This is a genomic window from Jidongwangia harbinensis, from assembly GCF_020216025.1.
GTDB classification, from domain to species: Bacteria; Actinomycetota; Actinomycetes; order Mycobacteriales; family Micromonosporaceae; genus Actinoplanes; species Actinoplanes harbinensis.
The window spans coordinates 1-26021 of the sequence record NZ_JAIWNC010000025.1; the positions used below are offsets into that span (position 1 = coordinate 1).

Annotated in this window: 19 protein-coding genes and 1 pseudogene; 9 read left to right on the top strand and 11 right to left on the bottom strand. The window is 73.6% G+C overall.

What is annotated here, in order from left to right; genetic code table 11:
- The 4 genes and pseudogenes from LDL48_RS27460 to LDL48_RS27480 form a co-directional block, all read right to left on the bottom strand.
- Nucleotides 1-256 (bottom strand): annotated as a pseudogene (locus LDL48_RS27460) (glucuronyl esterase domain-containing protein); the annotation flags it as partial.
- Nucleotides 257-638: 382 nt separating this feature from the next.
- On the bottom strand, nt 639-1631 hold the full coding sequence (locus LDL48_RS27470; protein WP_225258125.1) for a hypothetical protein: 993 nt from the start codon (nt 1629-1631) through the stop codon (nt 639-641).
- Nucleotides 1632-1705: 74 nt separating this feature from the next.
- A complete protein-coding gene (locus LDL48_RS27475) occupies nt 1706-3109 on the bottom strand; it encodes a hypothetical protein (RefSeq protein WP_225258126.1) in 1404 nt (467 codons plus the stop codon).
- 89 nt (nt 3110-3198) lie between these two features.
- Nucleotides 3199-3957, bottom strand: a complete 759-nt coding sequence (locus LDL48_RS27480) for a TetR/AcrR family transcriptional regulator (protein WP_225258127.1) — start codon at nt 3955-3957, stop codon at nt 3199-3201.
- Nucleotides 3958-4108: 151 nt separating this feature from the next.
- Here LDL48_RS27480 and LDL48_RS27485 point away from each other — a divergent pair, with 151 nt between their 5' ends.
- Nucleotides 4109-4396, top strand: coding sequence for a hypothetical protein (locus LDL48_RS27485; RefSeq protein WP_225258128.1), 288 nt, complete (start codon nt 4109-4111; stop codon nt 4394-4396).
- On the opposite strand, the gene LDL48_RS27490 is transcribed toward LDL48_RS27485, so the two are convergent.
- The 3 genes from LDL48_RS27490 to LDL48_RS27500 are packed head-to-tail and all read right to left on the bottom strand — an operon-like array spanning nt 4371 to nt 7959.
- Nucleotides 4371-6527, bottom strand: coding sequence for a xanthine dehydrogenase family protein molybdopterin-binding subunit (locus tag LDL48_RS27490; RefSeq protein ID WP_225258129.1), 2157 nt, complete (start codon nt 6525-6527; stop codon nt 4371-4373). The two genes, LDL48_RS27485 and LDL48_RS27490, sit on opposite strands and share 26 nt — an antisense overlap.
- Nucleotides 6524-7504, bottom strand: a complete 981-nt coding sequence (locus tag LDL48_RS27495) for an FAD binding domain-containing protein (RefSeq protein WP_225258130.1) — start codon at nt 7502-7504, stop codon at nt 6524-6526. The genes LDL48_RS27490 and LDL48_RS27495 overlap by 4 nt, the downstream gene beginning before the upstream one ends.
- Nucleotides 7501-7959, bottom strand: coding sequence for a (2Fe-2S)-binding protein (locus LDL48_RS27500; protein ID WP_225258256.1), 459 nt, complete (start codon nt 7957-7959; stop codon nt 7501-7503). Before LDL48_RS27500 ends, LDL48_RS27495 begins: the two co-directional genes overlap by 4 nt.
- A 415-nt stretch (nt 7960-8374) precedes the next feature.
- On the opposite strand from LDL48_RS27500, the gene LDL48_RS27505 reads away from it, so the two are divergent.
- Together LDL48_RS27505 and LDL48_RS27510 are read left to right on the top strand one after the other, a co-directional pair.
- Entirely contained in the window at nt 8375-8707 is a 333-nt protein-coding gene (locus LDL48_RS27505) for an STAS domain-containing protein (RefSeq protein WP_225258131.1), read from the top strand.
- On the top strand, nt 8700-9104 hold the full coding sequence (locus tag LDL48_RS27510) for an ATP-binding protein (RefSeq protein WP_308016501.1): 405 nt from the start codon (nt 8700-8702) through the stop codon (nt 9102-9104). The genes LDL48_RS27505 and LDL48_RS27510 overlap by 8 nt, the downstream gene beginning before the upstream one ends.
- A gap of 27 nt (nt 9105-9131) precedes the next feature.
- Here LDL48_RS27510 and LDL48_RS27515 read toward each other — a convergent pair whose 3' ends face one another.
- Complete coding sequence (locus LDL48_RS27515) at nt 9132-10652, bottom strand: PP2C family protein-serine/threonine phosphatase (RefSeq protein ID WP_225258132.1); 1521 nt, start codon at nt 10650-10652, stop codon at nt 9132-9134.
- Between the two features lie 9 nt (nt 10653-10661).
- On the bottom strand, nt 10662-13085 hold the full coding sequence (locus tag LDL48_RS27520; protein ID WP_225258133.1) for a SpoIIE family protein phosphatase: 2424 nt from the start codon (nt 13083-13085) through the stop codon (nt 10662-10664).
- Between the two features lie 157 nt (nt 13086-13242).
- Between LDL48_RS27520 and LDL48_RS27525 the strand changes: the two genes are divergently transcribed.
- The 4 genes from LDL48_RS27525 to LDL48_RS27550 all read left to right on the top strand — a co-directional run bounded on the left by LDL48_RS27525 (nt 13243) and on the right by LDL48_RS27550 (nt 20186).
- A complete protein-coding gene (locus LDL48_RS27525) occupies nt 13243-13635 on the top strand; it encodes a response regulator transcription factor (protein WP_225258134.1) in 393 nt (130 codons plus the stop codon).
- Nucleotides 13632-16793 carry an ATP-binding protein gene (locus LDL48_RS44250; RefSeq protein WP_272493096.1) on the top strand — a complete coding sequence of 1054 codons (3162 nt, stop codon included), beginning with the start codon at nt 13632-13634 and terminating at the stop codon, nt 16791-16793. The genes LDL48_RS27525 and LDL48_RS44250 overlap by 4 nt, the downstream gene beginning before the upstream one ends.
- 135 nt (nt 16794-16928) lie before the next feature.
- Nucleotides 16929-19190 carry a catalase gene (locus LDL48_RS27545; protein WP_225258135.1) on the top strand — a complete coding sequence of 754 codons (2262 nt, stop codon included), beginning with the start codon at nt 16929-16931 and terminating at the stop codon, nt 19188-19190.
- 654 nt (nt 19191-19844) lie between these two features.
- A complete protein-coding gene (locus LDL48_RS27550) occupies nt 19845-20186 on the top strand; it encodes a TraR/DksA family transcriptional regulator (RefSeq protein ID WP_225258136.1) in 342 nt (113 codons plus the stop codon).
- Nucleotides 20187-20232: 46 nt separating this feature from the next.
- On the opposite strand, the gene LDL48_RS27555 is transcribed toward LDL48_RS27550, so the two are convergent.
- Nucleotides 20233-21480 carry a PP2C family protein-serine/threonine phosphatase gene (locus LDL48_RS27555; protein ID WP_225258137.1) on the bottom strand — a complete coding sequence of 416 codons (1248 nt, stop codon included), beginning with the start codon at nt 21478-21480 and terminating at the stop codon, nt 20233-20235.
- Between the two features lie 29 nt (nt 21481-21509).
- Nucleotides 21510-22658, bottom strand: a complete 1149-nt coding sequence (locus LDL48_RS27560; RefSeq protein WP_225258138.1) for an acyl-CoA dehydrogenase family protein — start codon at nt 22656-22658, stop codon at nt 21510-21512.
- Between the two features lie 77 nt (nt 22659-22735).
- Here LDL48_RS27560 and LDL48_RS27565 point away from each other — a divergent pair, with 77 nt between their 5' ends.
- Together LDL48_RS27565 and LDL48_RS27570 are read left to right on the top strand one after the other, a co-directional pair.
- The gene (locus LDL48_RS27565) at nt 22736-24421 is read left to right on the top strand and encodes an acyclic terpene utilization AtuA family protein (protein ID WP_225258139.1); all 1686 of its coding nucleotides are present in this window, start codon (nt 22736-22738) and stop codon (nt 24419-24421) included.
- Complete coding sequence (locus LDL48_RS27570) at nt 24418-26016, top strand: acyl-CoA carboxylase subunit beta (RefSeq protein ID WP_225258140.1); 1599 nt, start codon at nt 24418-24420, stop codon at nt 26014-26016. The genes LDL48_RS27565 and LDL48_RS27570 overlap by 4 nt, the downstream gene beginning before the upstream one ends.
- Nucleotides 26017-26021 lie beyond the last annotated feature (5 nt).

Genomic DNA, 26021 nt, shown 5'->3' on the forward strand with positions numbered 1-26021 from the left:
CCCCCGTCGAGGTGATCCGCGTGCCGTTCATCCGCAGGAACGGATCCGGCAACCGCGCATTCGACACCGCACCACCGGGCTCCGGCACCACACAGTTCGCACCCTCGTCCTCCACCCCCGCGGCCGCCACCACCGCAGCCCGCGCGGACGCCGAACGCGGCCCGAACGTCGCCACCGCCCCGACCGCCAACACCGACACCGACACCGCCGCCACGACCGCAACCCGCAACTTCGAGCGACCCACGTAGGTGGACACCAGGGCCCTCCCCTCCGACACCCAAGGAAACGGAAACGCCACCCGAACCAGCACCGAAAGTTCCAGCAGGTCCCGAGCGTGGAAACGTTTCCATTCTGACCGCACCAGTGTTAGGCACAACATTGAAAAGTGTCAATCCATGGGTGCGGCCCGTTGTCCCCTCAGGTGAACCGCCCGTCAGCGTCCGGACCCGGCTCCGCCCGGGCCGGCCGCGGCGCAACGCCTCCGCCGCTACGGCGCCGACCAGCACCGGCCGCGCGCGAACCGAAGCCATCGCCGACCTGGGCCGAGGCAATCAGCGACACGGCTCCCGCCGGCCCCGCCGCTCGAGCGGAGACCGACCGGCCGTGTGTGGCAATGCCGAACCCCGGGACAGCGCGGGTCAGATCCAGTCGACCGGCAGGGCGTATCCGATGCCGAGGCGGGCGAACCGTCGCTGCGGCGAGGCGGAACCGTCCACCGGCGCCGCGTACCAGCCCTTCTTGGGCACGGCGAACATCAGGGTGCGGCCGTCCGGTGCGGCCACCATGTCGACCGGGCTCCCCATCGAGGCCGGGGCCAACTTGCGCATGGTGACCCGGCCGCCGGTGCCGTGCGCGGTCAGGGTGGCGATCGCGCCGTAGTCGCCCCGGCCCCAGCAGGCCAGGACCGTGGCGGTGACCCGGACGTCGCAGGTGTAGACGCTCTGCACGACGGCGTAGAGGGCCTCGGCCGCCGTACGGTGCAGCACGCCGCCCCAGCCGGGCCGGCCGGTCACCGTGACCGTCTTCTCCGCGGCCGGCCGGCCGCGGGAGTCCAGGCGGAGCGTCTGGCCCCTCTCCCGGCGGGGCCGCGCACCGGGCGTGCGGGCGTCCACGGAGAACAGCCGCGCCGCGGAATCGCCGGCGAACCAGCCGCTCCACACCCGTGACGTACCACCGTGGAACGTCGCGGACATCGCCGTGCTGCGACCCCGCTTGCTGCCCGGCAGGGTCCAGCTGGCCGTCTCGACGTACGTCGTGCCGCGCAGTTCCGCCACGTGCAGCGTGACCGGGCCCTTGCCGGTGGTCCAGGCCAGCCGGGACCAGTCCGCCGAGAACGACGTCCGGGCCCAGTAGTGCTCCTTGACCTTGGGCAGGTGCACCCGGAGCCGTTCCTGGCCGGTGCCCGGGTCGGACACGCTCAGGAAGGGCTGGGGCCGCCCGTAGGTCGTGGTGACCAGGCCGCGCGGCCATCCGGCGGCGGCGGTGGCGGCAGCGGTGGCCGTGGCCGGGCCCTTAATGGCCGTGCCGGAGGCGGCCGGCGAGACGAACCGTGGGGTACGACCGCCGGACTGGCCGCAGCCCGCGAGCAGGAGCACCACGAGGGCGCCCGCCGCGATCCGCGCTGTGCACATCGCATTCTCCCCAGCCGGCGACAAGACGATGCGCACAGTAACGAACATCGATACCCGCTGCCGCCCCGTCCGGCTCAGTCCCGGTTCAGGACCGCGGCGCGCTGGACCGCTCTGGTGCCCAGCCGGCGGGCGAACGCGCGGTTTCCGCCGGTGGTCTCCCAGCCGACGTCGGCCACCACCACGAGGACCCGGCCGACCCGCGCGACCACCACATAGGAATGGTGGTAGCTCTCCGCGTAATCGAGGTGGACCCGGCGCTCGAGCAGCAGGGACTCGTCGCCGGCGACACCCGTGGCGAGGACCGTCCAGCGCGCCTCCTGATGGTCCGGCCCGGTGCAGGCGGCCAGTCCCCGGCGGAGTTCGCGCAGGTACCGTCGCGCACCGTCGGAGCGGTACGTGGCGACGTGTTCGAGCACGCTGTTGGCCCGGCCGTCCACCCCGACGAGCGCGCTGACCGAGCGGCCCGCGCGGCGCAGCGCCGCGCTCGGATAGGTGGCGCCGGTGCACGGCTGCGGCGGGAGCAGCGCGGACCGGTCTCCGTCGGCGAACGGTTGCGGTGTGGCGCCGCCGAGATCCGCCGGTTGGAGCAGTGCCGCGTCCGGAATGGCCGGCCGCGGTGCCGAGCCGACGTGGTAGTCGAGCACGGTGGGGCGCTGCGGGGCCGGGGCGTCCCGGACCAGCGCGACGCAGGCCCAGCCGCCGGGTTCCCCGGCGGGGAAGAGCTGCTGGTAGCGGCCGCGGGCGTCGGTCACGATCGTGTTCCGCGCGCCGCCGTCGAGATCACACCCGCTTTCGTACGCGGTGGCGAGCGGCGTCCGGCGCAGTGGCCGGCCGGTGTCGGTGTAGTACGCGCGGCCGTGGATGCGGAAGCCGCCGCCGGGCAGCAGCGCGTAGTGGAACGTCAGGGCGGGCCGGTGGGTGCCGGTGACCCGCAACGCCGGGGACCGCGCCGGGGTGAGGGCGTCGGCGAGCACGTTGCCCGCCTCGTCCTCGGCGCCGACCGAGGTGACCCGCACGGTGCCGTGCCAGGTGGACGGCACCTGGACGGTCGCGCTCCAGACCCCGTCCCGGGCGGTTCCGGAGGTCCGGGTCAGCACCGGTCGCACCTCCTGCCGCCAGCCCGGCACGGGGCCGAGCGTGAGGTGCGGGGACGGCGTCATGGCGGACGGGATCTCGCTGATTCCGGACACGTCGGTGAGGCGGACGGACACGGTCACCGGTACCACGGCCAGTCCGCGGACCTGCGCCGCGGAGCGGGAGAACCGCAGGTCCCTCAGCTGCGGCGGGGACGTGTCGCCCGGGGTGGCGGCGGACCGGGTGGTCACCGTCCCGGCCGAGGCCGGTGGCGGCCCGGCCGCGGCGACCGCCATGGCGACCGCCGCGGCCACCGCCACGGCGACGGCGATCGGTGTGGCGCTACGGTAACGGCTGTCGGCGAAGCGGGGACGGCTGGTGCGGTGGACGGGCGAGCGGTTCATATCGGCTCCGCATCTCGGTGGTTTCGGTCAACCGGTTGGTCCGGCCACCACCCACTGCGGTTCGCCTGTGTCGCCAAGGTGACAGCAGGTCAGGAAACGGCGGGCCGTCCCCTGGCCGCGGCCCGGGTGCCGGCACCGGACGACGCGGGCACCGGGGTGCCGGCGGTGGCGATGCGCTCCAGCCAGTCCGCCAGCAGGGCCCGTTCGTTCGCGGTCAGCACGGTCGCCTCCGGCAGCGTCGCCCGCAGCGCCACCGCGGCACTCACCGGACCGGTGTCCGCGCCGCTCTCCGGTACGCCGGTGGTCACCGTGGCGAGCACCGACTCCCGCGCGATGGTGGACAGCTCCGGGTCGCGCCGGTCCGGTGGCATGCCGATCAGGGTGAGGGTGAGGCCCCGCCCGGCCGAGTGCACCAGTTGGACGGCGCGTTCCTCGTTGACCCGGAGCCGGCCGGCCTGGGCGACGCGCCGGACCAGCGCGGCCAGGATCGCGGACGCCTCCGCGGCGGCCGGTGAGTCGGCGCCCGGCCGGGGGTCGCCGTAGATCAGCGTGTAGAAGGCCGGTTGCGCCAGGCCGAACCCGATGTGCAGGTCCCATCCGCGGCGCAGGTCGTTCACCGGGTCGGCGGTCTGCTCCAGCGACTTCTTGTCACTGAGGTACGCCTCCAGTCCGTACCGGGCGACCGCGTCCAGCAGGCCCTGCTTGTCGCCGAAGAACCGGTAGATGGCCGGCGCCTGGACCTGGGCGGCGGCGCAGACGGCCCGGGTCGACACCGCCTCCCGCCCGCCCTGGGTCAACAGGGCCGCCGCGGCCTCGACGATGCGGTCGCGGGTGCTGGTACCGGTCATCTCAGCAATATAACGGCCGGGAGCGGGCGGCCTCCGGCGGCGGGTGCGGCACCGATCACCGCATTGACCTGGGCGGGTACGGCCGACAGACTCGGTCGGGACCGTCACGGCACCGCGGGGACGCGCTTTGTACCAGGCACTCGAGAACGACATGACGCCCTTCGCCCGGCGCCTCTTCTGCAGCTGGCACGACGCCCGGTGGCGTTCGCTGCTGATCCGGGAGTTCCAGGACGAGGCGGAGATGGACGACATGCGGATGCCGCCCGTACCCGATCAGCATGTCGTTCTGGTCACCGAAGGTGACACCTGGATGGAGTCGCACGGTGACCGGGGCTGGCGCGGCAGCCGCTACGTGCCCGGGCAGATCGGGCTGACCGCGGCCTGCGCCCGTCGGGCTACCGCCGGCGACGGCGTTAGAGCAGCAGCTTGTCCTGGGTGAACGGGACCTCGCGCAGGCGCCGGCCGGTGGCGTGGAAGATGGCGTTGCCGATCGCGGCGGGCACCCCGGTCATCGGGGTCTCGCCGAAGCCCTTGGCGCCCATCGCCGCGCTGCCCGGGTCCGGCTGGTCGACGAAGAGCGCCGTCACGCTGGGCGGTGCGTCGGCGTTGACCGGGACCAGATAGGTCGACAGGTTCGGGTTCACCACCCGGCCGGTCGCCCGGTCCACCACGGTGTGCTCGGTGAGCGCGTACCCGATGCCCCAGGTGACTCCGCCGATCACCTGACCGCGCAGGGTCCGCCGGTTCAGCACCCGGCCGGGGTCGTACGCGCCGACGACCCGGGTGACCCGTACCCGGCCGTACCGGTGGTGCACCCGGACCTCGACGAACACGGCGCCGTAGGTGTGCCCGGGGGTGTTCCGCACGGCGGCGGTGGCCGGGACGGCGCGGCCGTGCCGGCCGACCACGGCCCGGTAGGTGTCCGACCGGGACGGGTCCGCGGAGTCGACGAGCCGGCCCCGGTCGGTCACCACCCGTTCCGGCGGGACGCCGTGCAGCGGTGACCGGCTGTCCGCGACGGCCAGCCGGATCACCGCGGCGCGGGCGTCCTGCCCGGCACGGTCCACCGAGGGGATCACGCTCGGCATCGTGGACGAGGCGACGGACAGTCCGGCCGGCGGCAGGTCGGTGTCGCCGATCCGGGTGGTCACCCGGTCCAGGGGTACGCCGACCGCGTCCGCCGCGACCTGGGAGAGCACGGTGTACGTACCGGTGCCGATCTCCTGCGTGGCCACCGCCACCTGCACCCGGCCGTCGGTGCCGACGGTGACCCGGGCGCTGGCCTCGAAGTTGCCGTACGTGTGCGTCTCGGTGGCCATCCCCCAGCCGACGTACTCGTCGCCGTCCCGGGTGGCGCCGGGCCGGCGCTCCCGGCGGCGCCAGCCGAACTCGGCGGCACCCATCCGGTAGCACTCGGCGAGGTGTTTGCCCGGCCCGGCGTCGGCGTGGTTGCGCAGGCGCAGGTCCACCGGGTCGACGCCGGTCCGGTGGCTCAGCTCGTCCAGCGCGGTCTCCAGCCCGAACTGTGCCGCCAGCTCCGGCGACCGCATGAAGCTGGACGTGGGCAGGTCCAGGTCGGCGCCCAGCTGCCGGACGTGGACGTTCGGGCAGGCGTACAGGGTGTGGGTGGCGATGCTGCTGTTGAAGACCGACTGGTCGGTGCGGCTCAGCTGGGCGGTGCTGGTGTGCTCGATCCCGGTCAGCACGCCGCGCCGGGTGGCGCCGATCCGCAGCCGCTGGTGGAACTCGGCGCGGTGACCGTTCGACGTGTACATCTGGGCCCGGGTGAGGACCGTCCGGACCGGCCGGCCGATCTCCCGGGCCACCGCGGCGTTGAGCAGGGTGTGCGGCCAGACCAGGCCCTTCGCGCCGAAACCGCCACCGAGGTACTCCGAGATCACCCGCACGTTCGCCGGGGGTACGCCGAGCGCGGCGGCCAGCATCTGCCGGGTCGCGTTGACGCCCTGCGCCGACTCGTACACCGTCAGCCGGCCGTCGTCCCACACCGCGGTGGTGGCGTGCGGCTCGATCGGGTTGTGGTGGTGGGCCGGGGCGCGGTACTCGACGTCGAGCCGGACCGGCGCCGCGGCGAGCGCCGCACCGGTGTCGCCGCGGATGACCTCGTTCGGCTCGCCGTGGAACGGTGGCGGCAGGTACGCCTGGCCGGCCGCGTCGGCGAGCGCGGTCACCGGGGTCTCCGCGCGGTACTCGACGCGGACCCGGGCGGCCGCGTCCCGGGCCTGTTCGAACGTCTCCGCGACGACGAGGGCCACCGGCTGGCCGTTGTGGTACACCCGGGCGTCCTGCATGGGCAGGAAACCCTTGACGTAGAAGCCTTCCGGCACGGCGAGCCGGGGCATGTCCCGGTGCGTGTAGACGGCCACCACGCCGGGCCCGCCGCGCGCCTCGCCGGTGTCGATCCGGGTCACCTCGCCGCGGGCGACCGTGCTCAGCACCAGGAACCCGCGCAGCACACCGGCCACCGGCTGGTCCGCCGCGTACCGGGCGGCCCCGGTTACCTTCGCCCGGCCCTCGACCCGGGCGACGTCGCGTCCCACCAGTCTGCTCACCGCAGCGCTCCCCACTCGTGGAGGGCGCCGGTCAGCGCCCGCTGTACCAGTTCGACCTTGAAGGCGTTGTGCTGCCGCGGTTGCGCGCCGCGCACCAGCGCCCGGCCGGCCTCCGCCACCGCGACCGCGGTCAGTGCCCGGCCGCGCAGCGCGTCCTCCGCCTCCGGCGAGCGCCACGGCCGGGTGCCGATGCCCCCGAAGGCCAGCCGTACGTCCCGCACCCGTCCGCCCCGCAGGTGCACGGCGGCGGCCACCGAGACGACCGCGAACTCGAACGTCGCCCGGTCGCGCAGTTTCCGGTACCGGGACCGTTGCGCCAGCGGCCCGCCGGGTACGTCGACCGCGGTGATCAGCTCGCCGGGCCGCAACGTGTTCTCCAGGTGCGGGGTGTCGCCCGGCTCCCGGTACAGCTCGCCGACCGGGATCTGCCGGGCGCCGTCCGGGCCGAGCACCCGCACCACCGCGTCCAGCGCGAGCAGGGCCACCGCCAGGTCGGACGGATGCGTCGCGATGCAGTGCGGGCTGCCGCCCAGGACGGCGTGCATCCGGTTCTGTCCCTCGACGGCCGGGCAGCCGCTTCCCGGCACCCGCTTGTTGCACGCCGACCCGGGATCGCGGAAGTAGCCGCAGCGGGTGCGCTGCAACAGGTTGCCGCCGATCGACGCCATGATGCGGACCTGCGGCGACGCGGAGGCCAGCAGCGCCTGCGACAGCACCGGAAATCCGGTACGCACCCGGCGGTCCTCGGCCACCTGCCGCATCCGGGCCAGCCCGCCGACGTGCAGGCCGGCGTCGTCCGCGGTGACCGCGGCGAGGTCCAGCCGGTTGATGTCGACCAGATGTTCGTGGTCCTCGGCGCCGTCGCGCATCAGGTTGAGCAGGTCGGTGCCGCCGGCGACGTAGGTGGTGCCGGGCTGGGCGGCGAGCCGGACCGCGGTGGCCGGGTCGGCGGGGGCGGTGTATCCGAACGCTCTCATCCGCGCATCTCCCGGCCGGCGTCCCGGACGGCCGCGACGATGTTCTGGTACGCCGCGCACCGGCAGAGGTTGCCGCTCATCCATTCCCGGACCTCGTCGTCGGACCCGTCGTGCCCCTCGGCGATACAGGCCACCGCCGACATGATCTGGCCGGGCGTGCACCCGCCACACTGGAACGCGTCGTGCCGGATGAACGCGGCCTGGACCGGGTGCAGGTCGTCGCCCCGGGCCAGCCCTTCCACCGTGGTGATCCGGCTGCCCTGCCGCATCACCGCGAGCGTGAGGCACGACTTGATCCGCTCGCCGTCGGCCAGCACCGTGCACGCCCCGCATTCGCCGCGGTCGCAGCCCTTCTTCGTACCGGTCAGGCCGATCCGGTCGCGTAGCGCGTCCAGCAGCGTCACCCGGGGCTCCACGGCCACCCGCCGCCGGGCACCGTTGACCGAGAGGGTGATCTCCACCGATGCCCCGGCCGGCACCGTGGGCGGGACCGTCGCCGCCGGCGCCGTGGCACCCTCCGCGGCACCGGTCACCGGCACGGCCGCGCCCGCCGCCGCGGCGGTGCCGGCCGCGGTCGCCACCTTCAGTACGGTCCGGCGCCGCACCGGCACCGGCTCCTCCTCGGACATGCCCGTCTCTCTTCTCTCGTCGGAGCCGGCCCGGGACGAAATAGCGTCGCTATCGAGATTGGAGTAGCGATAGGACCGACGAGCATCACGTTAGCGGTGTTACCGGGAATGCGCTAGGGGCGCTATTCAGGCAGAGCGCGCCCAGGACCGCTCGCCTGGTTTAATATCGCTGCCGGTGGCGCGATCTCAGACGACTCGATGTGCCGCACAGGCCGCTACCCAGAAGGGGCGCAACGAGCCGATGGCACGCTTCGCGGCGAAGACGTCAGCCGACCGCGACACGGCGGTGGTGACACTCGTCGGCGACTGCGACCTCTCCGGCCGGGACGAGCTCACCATGGCGCTGCTGGGCGCGGTCGAGCAGGCGAACGTCGTGGTCGTCGACATGGCGGCACTGACCTTCCTGGACTCCAGCGGCGTGCACGGCCTGGTCACCGCCCATCACGCGGCGGTGCGCGCCGGCCGGCGGCTGCACGTCGTCAACGCGGTCGGCACGGTCGCCCGGGTCCTGGATCTCACCGGGGTCGGCGAGCTGCTGGGCGCCCCGGACCACGGAGGGGACCACCGTGGGTAGCCCGCCGGAACCCGCACCGACCGTCGCCGGCCCGGACGCGATGTCGTACACCGAGCCGGACGATCTGCGGACGCTGCGCGGGTTCGTGGCGGCGCGTGCGTCGGCGCTGGGCCTGCCGGAGGAGCGGGCCGACCTGCTCACCCTGGCGGTCACCGAACTGGCGACCAACACGTTGCAGCACACCACCGGCGGTGGCCACGTGCGGGTGTGGTCCGAGGACAGCCAGCTCATCTGCGACGTCGTCGACGGCGGGCCGATGCGGGACTTCGGCCGGCACATGCCCGCCTCCGATGCGCTGCGCGGCCGGGGGCTGGCCATCGTCGAGCAGGTCTGCGACGAGGTCGCCGCGTTCGCCGTTCCGGAGGGCACGCTGGTGCGGATCCGGCTGCACCTCTGACCGGCGGACTGCACCTCTGACCGGTGGTCAGGGCAGCACGCGGACCGCCAGCAGGCAGGTGTCGTCGTCCGGGCTGGGCGTGTCCAACGAGTCCCGCAGCCGCGTCAGGGTCTGCTCGCCGGAGTCCGCGGACGCCGACGACAACGTGGCCATCACCCGGTCCAGCAGGTCGGCGGGACCGCTCGGCAGCCGCTCCACCAGCCCGTCGGTGTAGAAGAGCACCAGGTCCCCGGTGCCGAGCGACGCGACGACCACCGGGTACGCCGCCTCGGCGTCCGCACCCAGCAGCAGGCCCACCGGCCGGTCCAGCTCGGCGCTGCGGCCGGCCCGGCCCAGCAGGGGCGGCATGTGGCCGGCCCGCGCCCAGGACAGCGACCGGGCGGCCGGGTCGTACAGCGCCACCACCGCGGTGCCGGTGATCGCCAGTTGCACGCAGAGCCGGTTCATGTGCCGGATCAGCGTGCCGGGGTCCCGGATCCCGATGGACAGCCACCCGATCAGCGAGAACCGCAGGTGCGCCATCCCGCTGGCCGCCTCCAGGCCGTGCCCGGCGACGTCGCCGACCGCCAGGACGACCTGGCCGTCGGGCAGCGTGTCGGCGTGGTACCAGTCCCCGCCGACCTTCACGGCACTCGCGGCCGGCGTGTAGCTGACCATCGCCTCCAGCCCGGCCAGGCGGAACGGCTCCCGCGGCACCGGCTGGATCAGGTTCTGCAGCTGCCCGGCCAGCCGGTGCTCGGCCAGCGCGGTCATCGTCCGGGTACGCAGCTGTTCGCTGAGCCGCTCGATGGCGGTGCGGGACTCCTCGCGCGCCGTGACGTCCTGCACCACGGCGTAGATCTTCACCGGTGCGCCGTCGCCGTCCCGGGCCACGTCGGACAGGATCCGCAGGTGCTTCACCGACCCGCCGATGTGGAACCGGACCGTCACGTCCGATTTCGCCCCGCTGTCCAGCGTCTGCCAGGCGGTCTCGGCGATCCCGCGGTCCTCGGCGAGCACGGCCGCGCCCTGTTCGGCCCGCGGCATCGGGCCCAGCGACGGATCGCGCTCGAAGATCCGGTACATCCCGGGCGACCACTCGCTGGCGCCGGTGGTCAGGTCGTACTCGGTCCAGGCCAGGCTGGCCAGCAACTCGGTGTTCTCCTGGCGGCGCTGGTACTCGTCGACCCGTTGCCACCAGACCAGCAGGCCGCCGAGCACCCGGTGCACGCTGACGTCGAACTGGGACTCGGCCACCACGCCGGAACGCTTCTCCTCGTACCGGAAGTCGGGCATCCGGCCGGGCTCGCCGCCGGCCATCACCCGCTGGTACATCTGCCACAGCGGGCCGCCGACCATGCTGGGGTACAACTCGCTGAGCCGGCTGTTCACCCGGCGGGTGCCGCGGCCGTGGATGTCGTACGCCTCGCCGCTGGCCGCCGCGATCCGGAAGTCGACGATCTCACCGTCCACGCCGTGCACCGGCAGCAGCCACGAACAGCCGGCCGGGATCGCCGCCAGTACCTGCCGGACCGTCGCCGTCGTCGACGTCTCCTCCAGCGGCGCCATGCCCGGAGCCTACCGGGGTGACGGCCGGCCGGGCGGCGCGGGCACCGGCAGCTCGAACCAGACCGTCTTGCCGCCGCCGGGCCGCGGCGCGGTCCCCCAGCCGGCCGACAGCCGCTCGACGATCCGCAGGCCGCGGTACCGCTCGCTGGTGTCGTCGGCGGGCCGCAGGTCCGGCTGCCGGTTGCTCTCGTCGTGGACGTCGACGCGGAGACGCTCGCCGAGCGCGATCCGGACCACCACGTCGCCGGACGTGTGCTGCACCGCGTTCGCGACGAGCTCGTCCAGCAGCAGGCAGGCGTCCGCGCGGAGCGGTTCCTGGTGCCAGGCGGTGAGGACGTCGGCGGCGAAGCGACGGGCCGCGGACGCGCTGACCGCGTCGCCGTGGAAGCGGCGCCGGGCGGTGCGCGGGCCGGCCGGCAGCTCCGCGTCCACGGTGATCGCGAGCAGCGCCGCGTCGTCGCCGCGCGGACTGGGCCCGACACCGGCCCGCAGGATGTGCTCCACCATCGCCCGCGGCTCGTCGGTCGGCGCGGTGCGCACCGCGGTGCACAGGTCGGCCAGGCCCTGGTCGAGCGGGCAGCGGCGGTCCTCCACCAGGCCGTCGGTGTACAGCACGAGCGTGCTGCCGGTGGGCAGCAGGACGGTGGTGTCGGCGAAACGGGCGTCCCGGAGTCCGAGCGGCGGCCCGACGCGCAGATCGAGCAGCCCGGCCCGCCCGCCGGCCCGCAGCACGGGCGGCGGATGCCCGGCCAGGACCGCGGTCGCGGTGCCCTCGGCCAGATGCAGTTCCAGATAGCAGCAGGTGGCCATGGCGTCCGGTTGCAGCCGCAGCAGGAGCCGGTTGGCGCGGTGCATCACCTGCGACGGGGTGTGCCCGTCCACCGCGTAGGCGCGCAGGGCGTTGCGCAGCTGTCCCATCGTGGCCGCCGCCTGCGGGCTGTGGCCGGCGACGTCGCCGATCACGATCGCGGCGGTGTCCGGGCCCAGGTGGATGACGTCGTACCAGTCGCCGCCGACGTCCGCGCCGCGGGTCCAGGGCAGATAGCGCACCGCGTGCCGGGCACCGGCGAGCTCCGGCAGGACCGCGGGCAGCAGCGCCCGTTGCAGGTCCGCGGCGATCGACAGCTGGGACTGGAACAGCAGCGCCCGCTGCAGCGCCTGCGCGCCCAGCCGGCTGAACGCCGTCAGGTTGGCCCGCTCGTCGTCGTCGAACTCCCGGGGCTCCCGGTAGCCGATCACCAGCGCGCCGAGGACCTGCCCGGCGGTGCTCAACGGCAGGAAGGCCCAGGCGGCCCGCCCGCCGCCGGAGACCGCGGTGGCCGGGTCGGGCTGGGCCCGGGCGAAGTCCTCCGCCGAGGTGAGGTACCGCGGCTCGCCGGTGCGGCTGACCTGGGCCGCGGGGTACGGGTGGGACAGCGGGAGGTCGGCGAGCTGGGCGACCACGTGCTGCTCGTACCCGGCGTGGTAGCGCAGCACCAACCGGCCCCGCTCCACCAGCAGCACCGCGATGCCGTGCCCGCCGGCCGAGGGACGCACCACGGCGCCCATCGCGGCGTACACCTCCTCCGGGGTGCTGGCCGCCACCAGCGCCGCGGTGACCGCCTGCAGCGCCGCGGTGCGCTCCGCGGCGGCGCGGATCTGCTCGGCGTTGCGGGCGAGCTGCTGCTGTTGCCGGACCTGTTCGGTGATCTCGCGGTAGGAGACCGCGACGAAGTCCTGTTCCACCCGGACGGCCCGGAGTTCCCACACCTGTCCCGAGGACGGCGGGGCGATCTGCTGCTGCCACACCTCGCCGCTCTCGGCGACCGCGCGGAGCTGCTCGAACAGGCCCGGCTCCAGGGTGTCCGAGTCGGCCCGGACGCGGCGCCCGATCAGCTCCTCCGCCGAGCTGCCGGCCAGCTTGGCGCCGATCTGGTTGACGTACACCCGGGTGAAGTCGGCGATCGCGCCGCCGTCGTCGTGCACCGCGCGCAGCAGCGCGAAGCCGTCGAACGCCGCGTCCAGCGCCTCGTAGAGCCGGGCCCCGCCCTCGGTCTGCGAACCCACGGTGAGCTTGGTCAGATCGACGAACCGGGCCAGGAACCCGTCGCCGAACGGCACGATCCGGAACTCGAAGTGCCCGGCCACGCTGGCCCGGTCGTAGTACACGGTGCGCACCGCCGGGACCCGGTCCTGCACGGCCCGGATGTAGAACGGCAACGTGCCGTCGGTGATCGTGTCCGGCCACAGTTCGCGGTAGGTGCGGCCGAGAAGTTCGTCGGCCGGCCGGCCGAGGAACCGGACGCCCGCGGAGTTCAGGTAGTCCAGCCGGAAGTCGACGATGCTGCCGTCGGCGGCGCGTATCGCCGAGGCCAGCGCGCACCCGTGCGGGTCCGCGTCCAGCAGCACCTGCACGTCGTCCGTCGGTGCGGCGCCCGGCCGGTTACCGCTCACGACACCCCCTGCAACGCCGTCGCGGACAGCGTAACCGGACAACCGGTCCAGGTGGACCGCGCTCACCCCTTGGATGTGGGGCGCGCGCGACGGCCCCGGCCGGCCTGGCGCTCATCAGATCCGCCGGGGCGCCGATGGGTGTCATGGAGGTGTCGGAATGGCACGGTTGCTGGTGGTCGACGACGAACGGGACATCCGGGACCTGGTGGTGAAGCGCCTGGAACGGGACGGGCATCAGGTGCTGGCCGCCGGTGGCGGACCGGAGGCCCTGGTCGTGGTGGCCGAGCACGGCCTGCCGGACGCGGTGATCCTGGACATCGACATGCCCGGCATGGACGGCTTCGACGTGCTGGACCGGCTGCGCGAGCTCGGCCCGGACATGCCGGCGCTGTTTCTGACCGTGCTGTGGAGCGCCGACGTCGCGGGCCGGGCACGTACCGCCCGCGTACCCCTGGTGGCGAAGCCCTTCACCGCGGCCGAACTGGCCGCCGGCGTGCAGCAGTTGCTCGGGCGGGCCGGCACCGCCGTCGCGCCCAGGACCGATCCATGAGCCTGCGCACCTCCCTGGTCCGCACCCTCGCGTTCGCCGGGCTCTACCTGCTCGCCACCTATGCCGGCCGCCTCACCGTCATGGACAGTACGAACCTGAGCCTGGTGTGGCCGGCCGCGGGCATCTCCGCGGTCTGGTTCCTGGCCCAGCGCTCGTCGCGGTGGCGGGGCGTCGACGCGCTGGCGCTGACCCTGGTGACGGTCGCCGTCAACCTGGCCACCGGGGCGCCCGGGCGGCTCACGGTGTTCTTCGTGGTGGCGAACCTGGTGCAGGCGTACGTCTTCACGTTCCTCTTCGCCCGGTGGCTGCCGCACCTGTGGGGCGGCGGCGGGGACCGGCCCCTGGCCCGGCTGCACGACCTGTGGCGGGTGATCGCCGTGGCGTTCGTCAGCACGCTGTGCGGCACGCTGATCGGCCCGACCGGGATCTGGCTGGTCAACGGCGCCTACTCGTGGTCCGCCGCCGCGGTGTGGCTGACCCGCAACACGGTGAGCGTGCTGCTGATCGGCGTCGCCGGCATCCGCCTCGGATACGTGGTGTACACCCATCTGAGCCGCCGGGGCGACGGCGCCCGGGTCCCGCTCCGGGCCCGCTGGGCCGCGCTGCCCGGCCGGACCCGCGCCGAGTACGTCGCCGTCACGGCGCTGTCCGCGGCGTCGTACCTGGCCGTGTTCGGCCTCGACCACAACCTGCCGCTCGCGTTCACGGTCATCGCCATGACCGTGTGGGCCGCCCTGCGGCTGCACACCGGCTTCGTGATCGTGCACGACGTCGCGTTCGGCTCGGCCGCCGTGCTGTTCACCCTGCACGGCGACGGCGTCTTCGCGCACATCGCGTCGCATCCCGCCCGGGCCCTGGTGGCCCAGGTGTTCGTCGGCATGATCACGGTGATCGGGCTGGTGCTCGCGCTGAGCCGGGACGAACGGGTGGCCCTCGCCGAGGAGCGCGCCTCGCTGATCGAGGGGCTCCGCGAGGCCCAGCAGGCCGCCACCCGGCAGGCCACCCTGCTCGGCACGATCGTCGACTCGATGGCCGAGGGGCTCACCGTCGTCGACGATCAGGGCCGCTTCCTGCTGCGCAACCCCGCCGTCCGGGACCTGCTCGGTGGCGTGGTCAGCACGTCCGGCAGCTTCGCCCAGCCGGGCTTCTACGGGCTGTTCCACCCGGACGGGTCCCCGCTGGCGCCGGAGGAGATGCCGTACCGCCGCGCCCTCGCCGGCCGGGACGTGCACGGCATGGACATCTTCGTCCGCAACCCGGGCGTGCCCGACGGACGGGTCCTGAGCGTCAGCTCCACCGCCCTCACCGACGACCTGGACACCCGGTACGCGGTCACGGTCTTCCACGACGTCACCGCGGAACGGCGGCACCGCGACGAACTCGCCTCGTTCGCCGGCGTCGTCGCCCACGACCTGCTCAACCCGCTCGCCACCATCGAGGGCTGGACCGAGGCGCTCACCGAGGTCTTCGCGGAGACGCCCGGGCATCCGGCCGCGGAGGAGGCGGCGGACGCCGTGGTCCGGATCAAGCGGTCCGCGATCCGGATGCGCAACCTGATCAACGACCTGCTCGGGTACACCACCGCCCGGGACGCGGAGATCGCCCCCGCCGAGGTGGACCTCGGTGAGGTGGTCGCCGACATCGTTGCCGCCCGCGTCGACCAGGCACAGAGCCACGGCATCCCGGCACCGGAGTTCCACGTCGGGGAGCTGCACACCGTGTACGCCGACCCGGTGCTGGTGCGCCAGCTGCTCGACAACCTCGTCAGCAACGCGATCAAGTACACCGCCCCCGGGGTCACCTCCGCCATCAGCATCACCAGCGACACCAGCGACGGCGGCGACGGCGGCGACGGCGAGGACGGCGGCGGCGTGGTCACGGTGACCGTCACCGACAACGGCATCGGCATCCCGGCCGGGCAGCACCACAACATCTTCGACAACTTCCACCGCGCCCACCGCTCCGCCGGCTACACCGGCACCGGCCTCGGCCTGGGCATCTGCAAACGGATCGTGGAACGGCACGGCGGCACCATCCGGGCTGACGACAACCCCGACGGCCCGGGCTCCCGGTTCGTCTTCACGCTTCCGGCCGACGCACCGGCCGCGGCCGAAGCGGCCACCCCGGAGCGCGAGCACCCGCCCGGCGTACCGGACGCGGGCGGCCCGGACCGGCCGGTCGAGGACGTCCCGGCGCCGGAGCCGCCGGAGGCCGGGCTGCCCGCGCCGGCTCCGGGCGCCGGCTTCGACCACGCCGCCCGCCTGGTGCTGGACTACCTGCACGACCAGCTGCCGCTGGCGTTCTGGGCGGTCACCCGGGTGGCGAACGGCCGGCAGACCTACCTCTACCTGGACGCGGACAACGGGTACGGCCTGCGGCAGGGCGAGAGCCACCCGTGGGAGGACAGCTTCTGCGTGCACATGGCCGCCGGGCACGCCCCCGCGGTCGCCCTGGACGCCCAGGCGGTCCCGGCGTACGCCCAGTCCCGGGTGAACGAGAACCTCGACATCGGTACGTACGCCGGCGCGGTCATCAACGATCCGGACGGCGCCCTGTTCGGGGCGATCTGCGGTCTGGACCCGCACGCGCGTCCCGGCGATCCGCGGATGGCCGCCGCCGAGCCCCTGCTCGCCCTGCTCGGCCGCCTGCTCACCGCGGTGCTGGCCATCGAGCGGAGCCGGGACCGCGCCGCGAAGGCGTTGCTGCTGGAGGAACTGAGCACCGAATCGGACCGGGACACCGGCCTGCCGAACCGGCGGGCCTGGCACCGGCTGATCGCCCATGCCCAGGCCCGCTACGCGCGCCTCGCCGACCCCACCGTGATCGCCGTGCTGCGCCTCGACGAACTGTGGGCCTTCGACGACGACGGCCGGGCGGCCTACGTGCGGGACACCGCCACCGCGGTACGGCGCGCCGTCCGGGACGGCGACATCATCGCCCGGATCGACGAGGACGAACTGGGGTTGCTGCTTCCGGACTGCAACGAGGCCGACGCCGAGACCGTCATCGCCCGCATCCACACCGAGCTGCGGTTCGCCGGCACCGCCGCGTCGGTGGGATGGACCGCCGTCACGCCGGACCGCGGCCTTCCCGCCCTGGTCGCGGACGCCGAGAACCGGCGGGAACCGTCCGCGCCGGTGCCCCACCGGCCGGAGTGACGACCCCCGGTCAGGTGCTTCACCAGGGACTCACCGCCGCCGGCCCGGATGCCGATCTCGGCGCGGCGTTTGCCGCCCGGACACGCGGGTAGCCGATGAGAGCAGTTTTACTCTTACCTGGAGGAACCCGCTCATATGGATGCCCGCAAGCCCGTCAAGGTGGTCAAGGACGTCGTCGAGGCCGCGGCCGAGAAGGTCGCCGACGCCGTCGGCGCCACGGTCCCCGGCGCGCCGGGCAGCGCCCCGGCGCCCCTCGCGGAACCGACCGCGCCCCACGACCCGCTGCCGCCCAAGAAGGAGCAGGGCGCCCCGGCGACCCGCACCCCGACCGGCGCGGAGACCGGCGTCCCCGGCACCGCGAAGGGCCAGCAGGGCGCCTACCTCACCACCGCGCAGGGCGCACGACTGCGCGACACCGACCACTCGCTGAAGGCCGGGCCGCGCGGCCCGGTGCTGCTCCAGGACCACCACCTCCGGGAGAAGATCACCCACTTCGACCACGAGCGCATCCCCGAACGCGTGGTGCACGCCCGCGGCGCCGGTGCGCACGGCGTGTTCACCGCCTACGGCACCGCGGAGGGCGTCACCCGGGCCGGCTTCCTGAAAAAGGGCGCGGAGACCGACGTGTTCGTCCGGTTCTCCACCGTCCTGGGCTCCCGCGGATCGGCCGACACGGTGCGCGACACCCGCGGCTTCGCCACCAAGTTCTACACCGACGAGGGCACCTTCGACCTGGTCGGCAACAACATCCCGGTCTTCTTCATCCAGGACGCGATCAAGTTCCCGGACATCATCCACGCCGGCAAGCCGCACCCGGACCGGGAGATCCCGCAGGCACAGAGCGCCCACGACACCTTCTGGGACTTCGTCTCGCTGCACACCGAGGCGCAGCACCACACCATCTGGAACATGTCCGACCGCGGCATCCCGCGCTCGTACCGGACGATGGAGGGTTTCGGCGTCCACACCTTCCGGCTGGTCAACGCGGCCGGGGAGACCGCGCTGGCGAAGTTCCACTGGAAGCCCAAGCTCGGCGTGCACTCCCTGGACTGGGAGGAGGCGCAGCTGCTCGGCGGCATCGACCCGGACTTCCACCGCCGCGACCTGTACGACGCGATCGAGGCCGGCGCGTTCCCCGAGTGGGAGCTCGGCATCCAGGTGTTCCCGGACACCGACGAGGAAACCTTCGCCGGGATCGACCTGCTGGACCCGACAAAGATCGTGCCGGAGGAACTCGCGCCGGTGCAGCCGGTCGGCCGGCTGGTGCTGAACCGGACGCCGACCAACTTCTTCGCCGAGACCGAGCAGGTCGCGTTCCACCTCGGCCACCTGCCGCCGGGCATCGACGTGACGAACGACCCGCTGTTGCAGGGCCGGCTGTTCTCCTACGTGGACACCCAGCTCACCCGGCTCGGCGGCCCGAACTACTCGCAGATCCCGGTCAACCGCCCGCACGCCGCGGTCAACGACATGCTGCGCGACGGCTTCCACCAGCACGCGGTGCACGCCGGGGTGGCGCCGTACCGGCCGAACTCGCTCGACGGCGGCAACCCGTTCCCGGCCGGCGACGCGGAGAACGCGTTCCTGGACGTGCCGGTCACGGTGACCGAGGCGCCCAAGGTACGGGCGAACCCGGCCTCCTTCGACGACCACTACAGCCAGGTCCGCCTGTTCTGGCTGAGCATGTCGCCGGTGGAGCGCGAGCACATCATCCGGGCCTACACGTTCGAGCTCGGCAAGTGCTATGAGCAGGCCGTCAAGGAACGGCAGCTGCAGTGCCTCGCCAACGTCGACCCGGTGCTGTGCGCGGAGGTCGCCACCGGACTGGGCCTGCCCGCGCCGGAGCCGACCGTGCCGCTGGCCGACGTCGCGCCCAGCCCGGTGCTGTCCCAGATCGGCCGCGAGTGGCCGGCCGACGGCCGGATCATCGGGATCGTCGTCGACCCGGACGGCGACCTCGACGGCGTCCGCGCGGTCCGCCGCGAGGTGTTCGCGGCCGGTCTGGTGCCGCTGCTGATCGCCCCGCACGGCGGTCTGGTGGGCGACCTGCCGGTGCAGCGGACGTTCGCCACCGGCCGGTCGGTGGAGTTCGACGCGGTGCTGCTCGCCGGCGCCCCGGTGCCTGCGCCGGACGCGCTGCCGGCCCGCGACGCCAAGGCCGGTGCGGCCGGTCCGGCCACCGTGGATCCCCGGGTGCTGCTGCTGGTCGAGGAGTGCTGGCGGCACGCCAAGGCGATCGGCGCGTGGGGCGCCGGCGTCACCGTGCTGCAGCAGGCCGGGGTGAGCGGCACGCCGGGCGTGGTCACGGCGGACTCCGGTACGGAGGCGTTCGCGGCCGTGCAGCAGTTGCTGGCGGCGCACCGGGTTTGGGAACGGTTCCCGGCGTCCGTGGCCTGACGCCGGACCGCGGCGGTGCGGCGGCCTGACGCCGGACCGCCGCGGTGCGGTGGCCTGACGCCGGACCGCGGCGGTGCGGTGGCCTGACGCCGGACCGCGGCGGTGCGGTGGCCTGACGCCCGAGCGCGGCGGTGCGGTGTCCGGGCCACCCCGGCCCGCGGCGGTGCGGTGTCCGGGCCACCCCGGGCCGCACCGGACCTTGCACGGCTCCCGCTCCACCAAGTCATCACCCCCGCCCCCGCCCCGCCGATCTTGGAGTTGTGGTGCCGGATTTGTCGGTGCGACGCGGCCTTTGTTCCACCTCGACTTTCGCCCGTTAGCCGGGCGGTCGCAGGTCCGCGCCGCTCGTGCAGTGCCGCACATCCGCGCAATGCTGGGGCCCTGGCGAGGTGGGTGGAGCTGGGGTGCGGTGGGTGCCAGATATCCGCACAGCGCTCCGCCGCGGGCGGGGGGTGTGCAGTTCGGGCGCGGTAGGTGCCGGAAATCCCCACAGCGCTCCACCGCGGGCGAAGGGTGCGCAGTTCGGGCGCGGTAGATGCCGGAGATCCGCACAGCGCTCCACCGCCGACGACGAGAGTGCCGCTCGGGCGCGGTAGGTGCCGAGCTCCCATCGCAAGTCCAAGATCTGCAAGAAGACGGGCGTAGGGTGGGGTCGTGAGCAGGGACGTCGGGACCCGTGACACGCTGCGGCGACTGTGGGAGCGGGCGCGGGACGAGGCCGGCACGCTCGAGGCCGATCTGCGGAGCCTGTTCGAGGCGTCCCGGTCGTCCAACGCCGACGACGAGCACGACCCCGAGGGCACCACGATCGCGTACGAGCGGGCGCAGCTGACCGCGGTGCTGGACGCGACCCGCCGGCGGATCGGCGAGCTGGAGGTCGCGATGCAGCGGCTCGATGCGGGCGGTTACGGCGTGTGCGAACAGTGCGGGCGGCCGATCCCGGCGGCGCGGCTCGAGGCGCGGCCGACCGCACGCACCTGCGTCGGCTGCACCTGACGCCGGCGGCCGCCGGTTCACGCTCGCGACGATGCCGGGGCCGGGTTCACTCCTCGATGGTGAGCGGCTCGCGCGCGGACGACGTGAACACCTCGGTGTCCGACGGCGTCGGTGCCGGGCTGCGCCACTCGGCGAGCAGCACGGTGGCGTCGTCCTGGAGCCGGTCGTCCTGGTAGTCCAGCACCGCGTGGACCAGCCGCCGCATCGTTTCCGGCGCCGACAACTGGTCGGCCAGGGCCTTGGTGGTGAACTCGACCAGGCGCTCGACGCCGAACTCCTCGCCGTCGGGCGACCGTGCCTCGGTGATGCCGTCGGTGTAGAGCAGCAGCCGGTCGCCGGGCTCCAGGGCCTCCTCCACCACCACCGGAGGCCGCCGGTCACCCAGCGACACCGGCAGGGCGGTCGGGCTGGGCAGCACCTTCACCACCTTGCCCTGGCGCAGCACGATCCCGCTCGGATGGCCCGCGGAGATCACCCGCAGCGCTCCGGTGACCTGGTCCAGCTCGGCGAAGACCGCGGTGATCATTCCGGCCCGGTCGTGGGCGCGGACCGCGTTGTCGATGTGGTGGTAGGTGTCGATCAGGCCCAGCCCGGCGCGCCGGGCGTTGCGGTAGGCGCCGAGCGCCAGCGACGCCAGCATCACCGCGCGGGTCCCGCCGGCCGAGCCGTGCCCGGCCGCGTCGAACAGCGCCAGGTGGGCGGTGTCGCCGTTGACGGCGTAGTCGAAGGCGTCGCCGCCGACGTCGTAGCTGGGTTCCAGCACGCCGCTGATCATCAGGTGCCCGGTGGAGAACGACAGCGGCGGCAGCTGGGCCCGGAGCATCTCCGCGGCCAGTTGCATCGGCTCCCGGCGGCGCAGGCGTTCGATCGTGTCGCTGTACAGGCTGCGCGTCACCACCAGTTCCGCCAGCAGCGACGCCACCAGGGCACAGTCGTCGGCCGCCTGGTCCGGGACCGGGCCGTCGAAGACCACCTCGAGTACGCCCATCCGTTCGGCGCCGTTGAGCAGTGGCGCCCACAGCCGGGGCCCGTCGGGCTCGGCCTCGCTGAGGCACGTGGTGATCATGCTGAACGCCCGCCCGGCCAGGGTGCCGTCGATGCCGAAGCACCGGCGCTCCGGCGCGGACCCGCCGAGCAGCGGGATCAGCTCGCGCTGCTGGTGGTCGACCAGATAGATCACCATGGCCCGGGCGTCGACCAGCCGGGCGGCACGCATCGCCATCTCGGGCAGGTCCTCGGGACGGGCGTGGTGCGACTGCCGCAACAGATGGCGCAGTGATTCCAGCGTGCTCACGATCAAGGCATACCCGATGGTACGAGGGATCACTCCGCCGGCAGGCCGTCGAGGCGGGCCAGGATCTGCAGCATCACCTCGTCGGCGCCCGCACCGATCGAGATGAGCCGGGTGTCGCGGAGCATCCGGGCGGTCCAGGTCTCCTCCAGGTAGCCCATGCCGCCGTGGAACTGCAGGCACCAGTCGGCCACCTCGCGGACCAGCCGGCCCGCCTTCAGCTTCGCCACCGTGGCGTACCGGGTGATGTCCTCGCCGGCCATCAGCGCCTCGCAGGTGATCAGGTTGTGGCTGCGCAGCAGCTCCACCTCGGCCTGCAACTCGGTTAGCCGGAACGCGACGTACTGCCGGTCGGCGAGCGGCCGGCCGAAGACGGTGCGGTCGCGGACGTACTCCCGGGTCCGGTCCAGGGCGTACTGACAGGTGCCGACGGTGGTGTACGCGGCGAACATCCGCTCGGTGACGAACTGCCGCATCTGCTGCTGGAAGCCGCGTCCTACCTCGCCGATGGTGTTGGCGACCGGGACCCGCACCTCGTCCAGCACCAGTTCGGCGGTGTCCGAGCAGCGGTTGCCGAGCTTGTCGAAGGTGCGCGCGACGTGGAACCCGGGCCGGTCGGTGGGCACCACGATCTGCGACATCCCGCGGTATCCGCCCTCGTCCGAGGTGCGCGCCAGCAGGCAGAGCCAGTTGGCCTGGGCCCCGTTGGTGATGTAGACCTTGCGGCCGGTGATGACCCAGTCGCCGCCGTCCCGGACCGCCCGGGTGGCCAGCCGGGCGACGTCGGAGCCGGTGTCCGGCTCGGTGACCGCGACCGCGGTGACCGCGGTGCCCGCGACGGCCGGCGCGAGGTAGCGCTGCTTCAGCTCGTCCGAGCCGAACTCGTGCAGCGACGGCGTGGCCATCATCGCCTGGACGCCGATGGCCATTCCGACGCCGCTGGCGTGGATCCGCCCGTACTCCTCGGCGGCGGCCAGCTGGAAGCTGGGGTCGGCGCCCTCGCCGCCGTACGCCTCGTCGTACTCGAGGCCGAGCAGGCCCAGCGCCGCGGCCTTGCCGAACAGGTCGTGCAGCGGCACCCGCCCGGCCGCCTCCCACTCGTCGACGAACGGGTTGACCTCGGTGTCGACGAACCGCCGCACGGTTTCGGCGAGTGCCCGGTGGTCCTCGGTGAGGCGCATCCATCGACGCTAGCGAACCCGTCCCCGGCAAAACAAGCAAGCTTGCTTGTTTTCCCGGGCTGTGCCACCGTCACGGGATGCTTCGGGTCGGCAACTGCTCCGGGTTCTACGGCGACCGGTTCGCGGCGATGCGGGAGATGCTCACCGGCGGCGACCTGGACGTGCTGACCGGCGACTACCTGGCCGAGCTGACCATGCTCATCCTGGCCCGCGACCGCCGGTCCGACCCGGCGACCGGCTACGCCAGGACGTTCCTCGCCCAGCTGCGCGACGGCCTGCACCAGGCGCTGGAACGCGGGGTGCGGATCGTGGCCAACGCCGGCGGCGTGAACCCGGAAGGGCTGGTGGCGGCGATCCGCGACCTGGGCCTGACGTCCCGCATCGCCCTGGTGCGCGGCGACGACCTGACCGAGCGGGCCGGCCCGCTCGGCCTGGGCTCGCCGCTCGGCGCGCACGCGTACCTCGGCGCCTTCGGCATCGCCCGCGCCCTCGAGTCCGGCGCCGACGTCGTGGTGACCGGACGGGTGACCGACGCCTCGCTGGTGGTCGGGCCGGCCGTCGCCCACTTCGGCTGGGACCGCACCGACCTCGACGCGCTGGCCGGCGCCACCGTGGCCGGGCACGTGATCGAGTGCGGCGCCCAGGCCACCGGCGGGAACTACGCGTTCTTCGGCGAGATCCGCGACCCGGTGCGGCCGGGTTTCCCGATCGCCGAGATCCACGCCGACGGCTCCAGCGTCATCACCAAGCATCCCGGCACCGGTGGCGCGGTCACGGTCGGCACGGTGACCGCCCAGCTGGTGTACGAGGTGGACGACGCCCGCTACGCCGGCCCGGACGTCACCACCCGGCTCGACACGATCTCGCTGCGGCCGGACGGGCCGGACCGGGTGCGGATCACCGGGGTACGCGGTGAGCCCCCGCCGCCCGAGGTGAAGGTCTCGTGCACCTCGATCGGCGGCTACCGCAACGCCGTCACCGTGGTGCTGACCGGGCTGGACGTCGAGGCCAAGGCGGAGCTGTTCCGGCGCCAGTTCACCGCCGCCTGCCGGACCGTACCGGCCGAGGTCACCTGGACCCTGGCCCGGCTGGACACCCCGGACGCGCCCACCCAGGAGCAGGCGTCCGCGCTGCTCACCGTGGTCGCCCGGGACGCCGACGAGACGGTGGTGGGCCGGGCGTTCAGCGAGGCCGCGGTGGAGGTCGCGCTGTCGTCGTACCCCGGCTTCTTCAGCACGGCACCGCCGGGCCGGGCCCATCCCTACGGCGTGTTCACCGCGGGGTACGTGCCGCAGGCCGTCCCGGCGCACGAGGTGGTGCGGGCCGACGGGACGGTGGAGCGGATCGACCCGCCGCCGGTCACCCGCCGGCTGGAACCGCTGCCCGGTCCGCCGCCCGGCGACCCGGCGACCGGTGACCCGGGACCGGCCCGCCGGCTGCCGCTGGGCACGCTGGCCGGGGCCCGCTCCGGCGACAAGGGCGGGAACGCCAACGTGGGGCTGTGGGTACGCGACGACGCGGCGTACCGGTGGCTGGCCGCGCTGATCACCGAGGACACCGTCCGCGACCTGCTGCCCGAGGCCGCCGACCGGCCGGTCCGGATCACCCGGCTGCCGAACATCCGGGCCGTGAACGTGGTCATCGAGGGCCTGCTCGGCCTCGGCGTGGCCTATCACGCCCGGTTCGACCCGCAGGCCAAGGGACTCGGCGAATGGCTGCGGTCCCGGCACGTGGCGATCCCCGACGCCCTGGAGCGACCGTGACCGTGCTGCCCACCGCGCTCGACCCGGACGGCCCGGCCGCCGCAGCCGCCCGGCAGGCCATGCTGGACGCGCTCGACGAGGTCGCCGCCGAGCACGCCACGGCGGTGGCCGGCGGCGGAGAGAAGGCCGTCGCCCGGCACCACGCCCGCGGCAAGCTGACCGTCCGGGAACGGATCGAGCTCCTGCTCGACCTGGACTCGCCGTTCCTGGAACTGGCCGCGCTGGCCGGCTACGGGTCCCCGTTTCCCACCGGCGGCAGCGTGGTCGCCGGGATCGGCGTGGTCAGCGGGGTGGAGTGCCTGGTGATCGGCAACGACCCCACGGTGAAGGGCGGCGCCAGCAACCCGTGGTCGCTGCGCAAGACGCTGCGGATGCACGAGATCGCGGCGCAGAACCGGTTGCCGCTGATCGCGCTCGTCGAGTCCGGCGGCGCCGACCTGCCCACCCAGAAGGAGGTGTTCATCCCGGGCGGCGCGGTCTTCCGCGACCTCACCCGGCTGTCCGCCGCCGGGATCCCGACGATCGCGGTGGTCTTCGGCAACTCCACGGCCGGCGGCGCCTACCTGCCCGGGATGAGCGACCACGTGGTGATGATCGAACGGCGGTCCAAGGTGTTCCTGGCCGGCCCGCCGCTGGTCAGGGCCGCCACCGGTGAGGAGTCCGACGACGAGTCGCTGGGCGGCGCCGAGATGCACGCCCGGGTGTCCGGCCTGGCCGACCACTACGCGGTGGACGAGCCGGACGCGATCCGGATCGGCCGGCGGATCGTCGCGCGCCTGAACTGGCGCAAGGCGTCCGGCCCGGCGACCGCCGCACCGAAGCCGCCGCGCTACCCCGCCGACGACCTGCTGGCGATCGTGCCGCCGGACCTGAAGTCGCCGTTCGATCCCCGGGAGGTGATCGCGCGGATCGTCGACGACAGCGACTTCGACGAGGTGAAACCCCGCTACGGCGACTCGCTGGTGACCGGCTGGGCCGAGCTGTACGGCTATCCGGTCGGCATCCTGGCCAACGCCCGCGGCGTGCTGTTCAGCGCCGAGGCGCAGAAGGCGGCCCAGTTCATCCAGCTGGCCAACCGGTCGCACACGCCGCTGCTGTTCCTGCACAACACCACCGGGTTCATGGTCGGCAAGGAGTACGAGCAGGGCGGGATCATCAAGCACGGCGCCCTGATGATCAACGCGGTGTCCAACTCCACCGTCCCGCACCTGTCGCTGCTGATCGGCAACTCGTACGGCGCCGGCCACTACGGCATGTGCGGCCGGGCGTACGATCCGCGCTTCGTCTTCGCCTGGCCCAGCGCCCGGTCCGCGGTGATGGGCGCGCAGCAGCTCGCCGACGTCACCTACCTGGTGTCCAAGGCGTCCGCGCTGGCCCAGGGCAGGCCGTTCCAGGAAGACGGCGCGCAGGCCGTCCGGCACGCGATCGAACAGCAGATCTCCGCGGAGGCGATGCCGATGGTCCTGTCCGGACTGGTCTACGACGACGGCATCATCGACCCCCGGGACACCCGCGACGTGCTCGGCATCGCGCTGTCCGCCATCCACACCGCGCCGGTCCGGGGCACCGACGCCTACGGCGTCTTCCGGATGTGATCCCG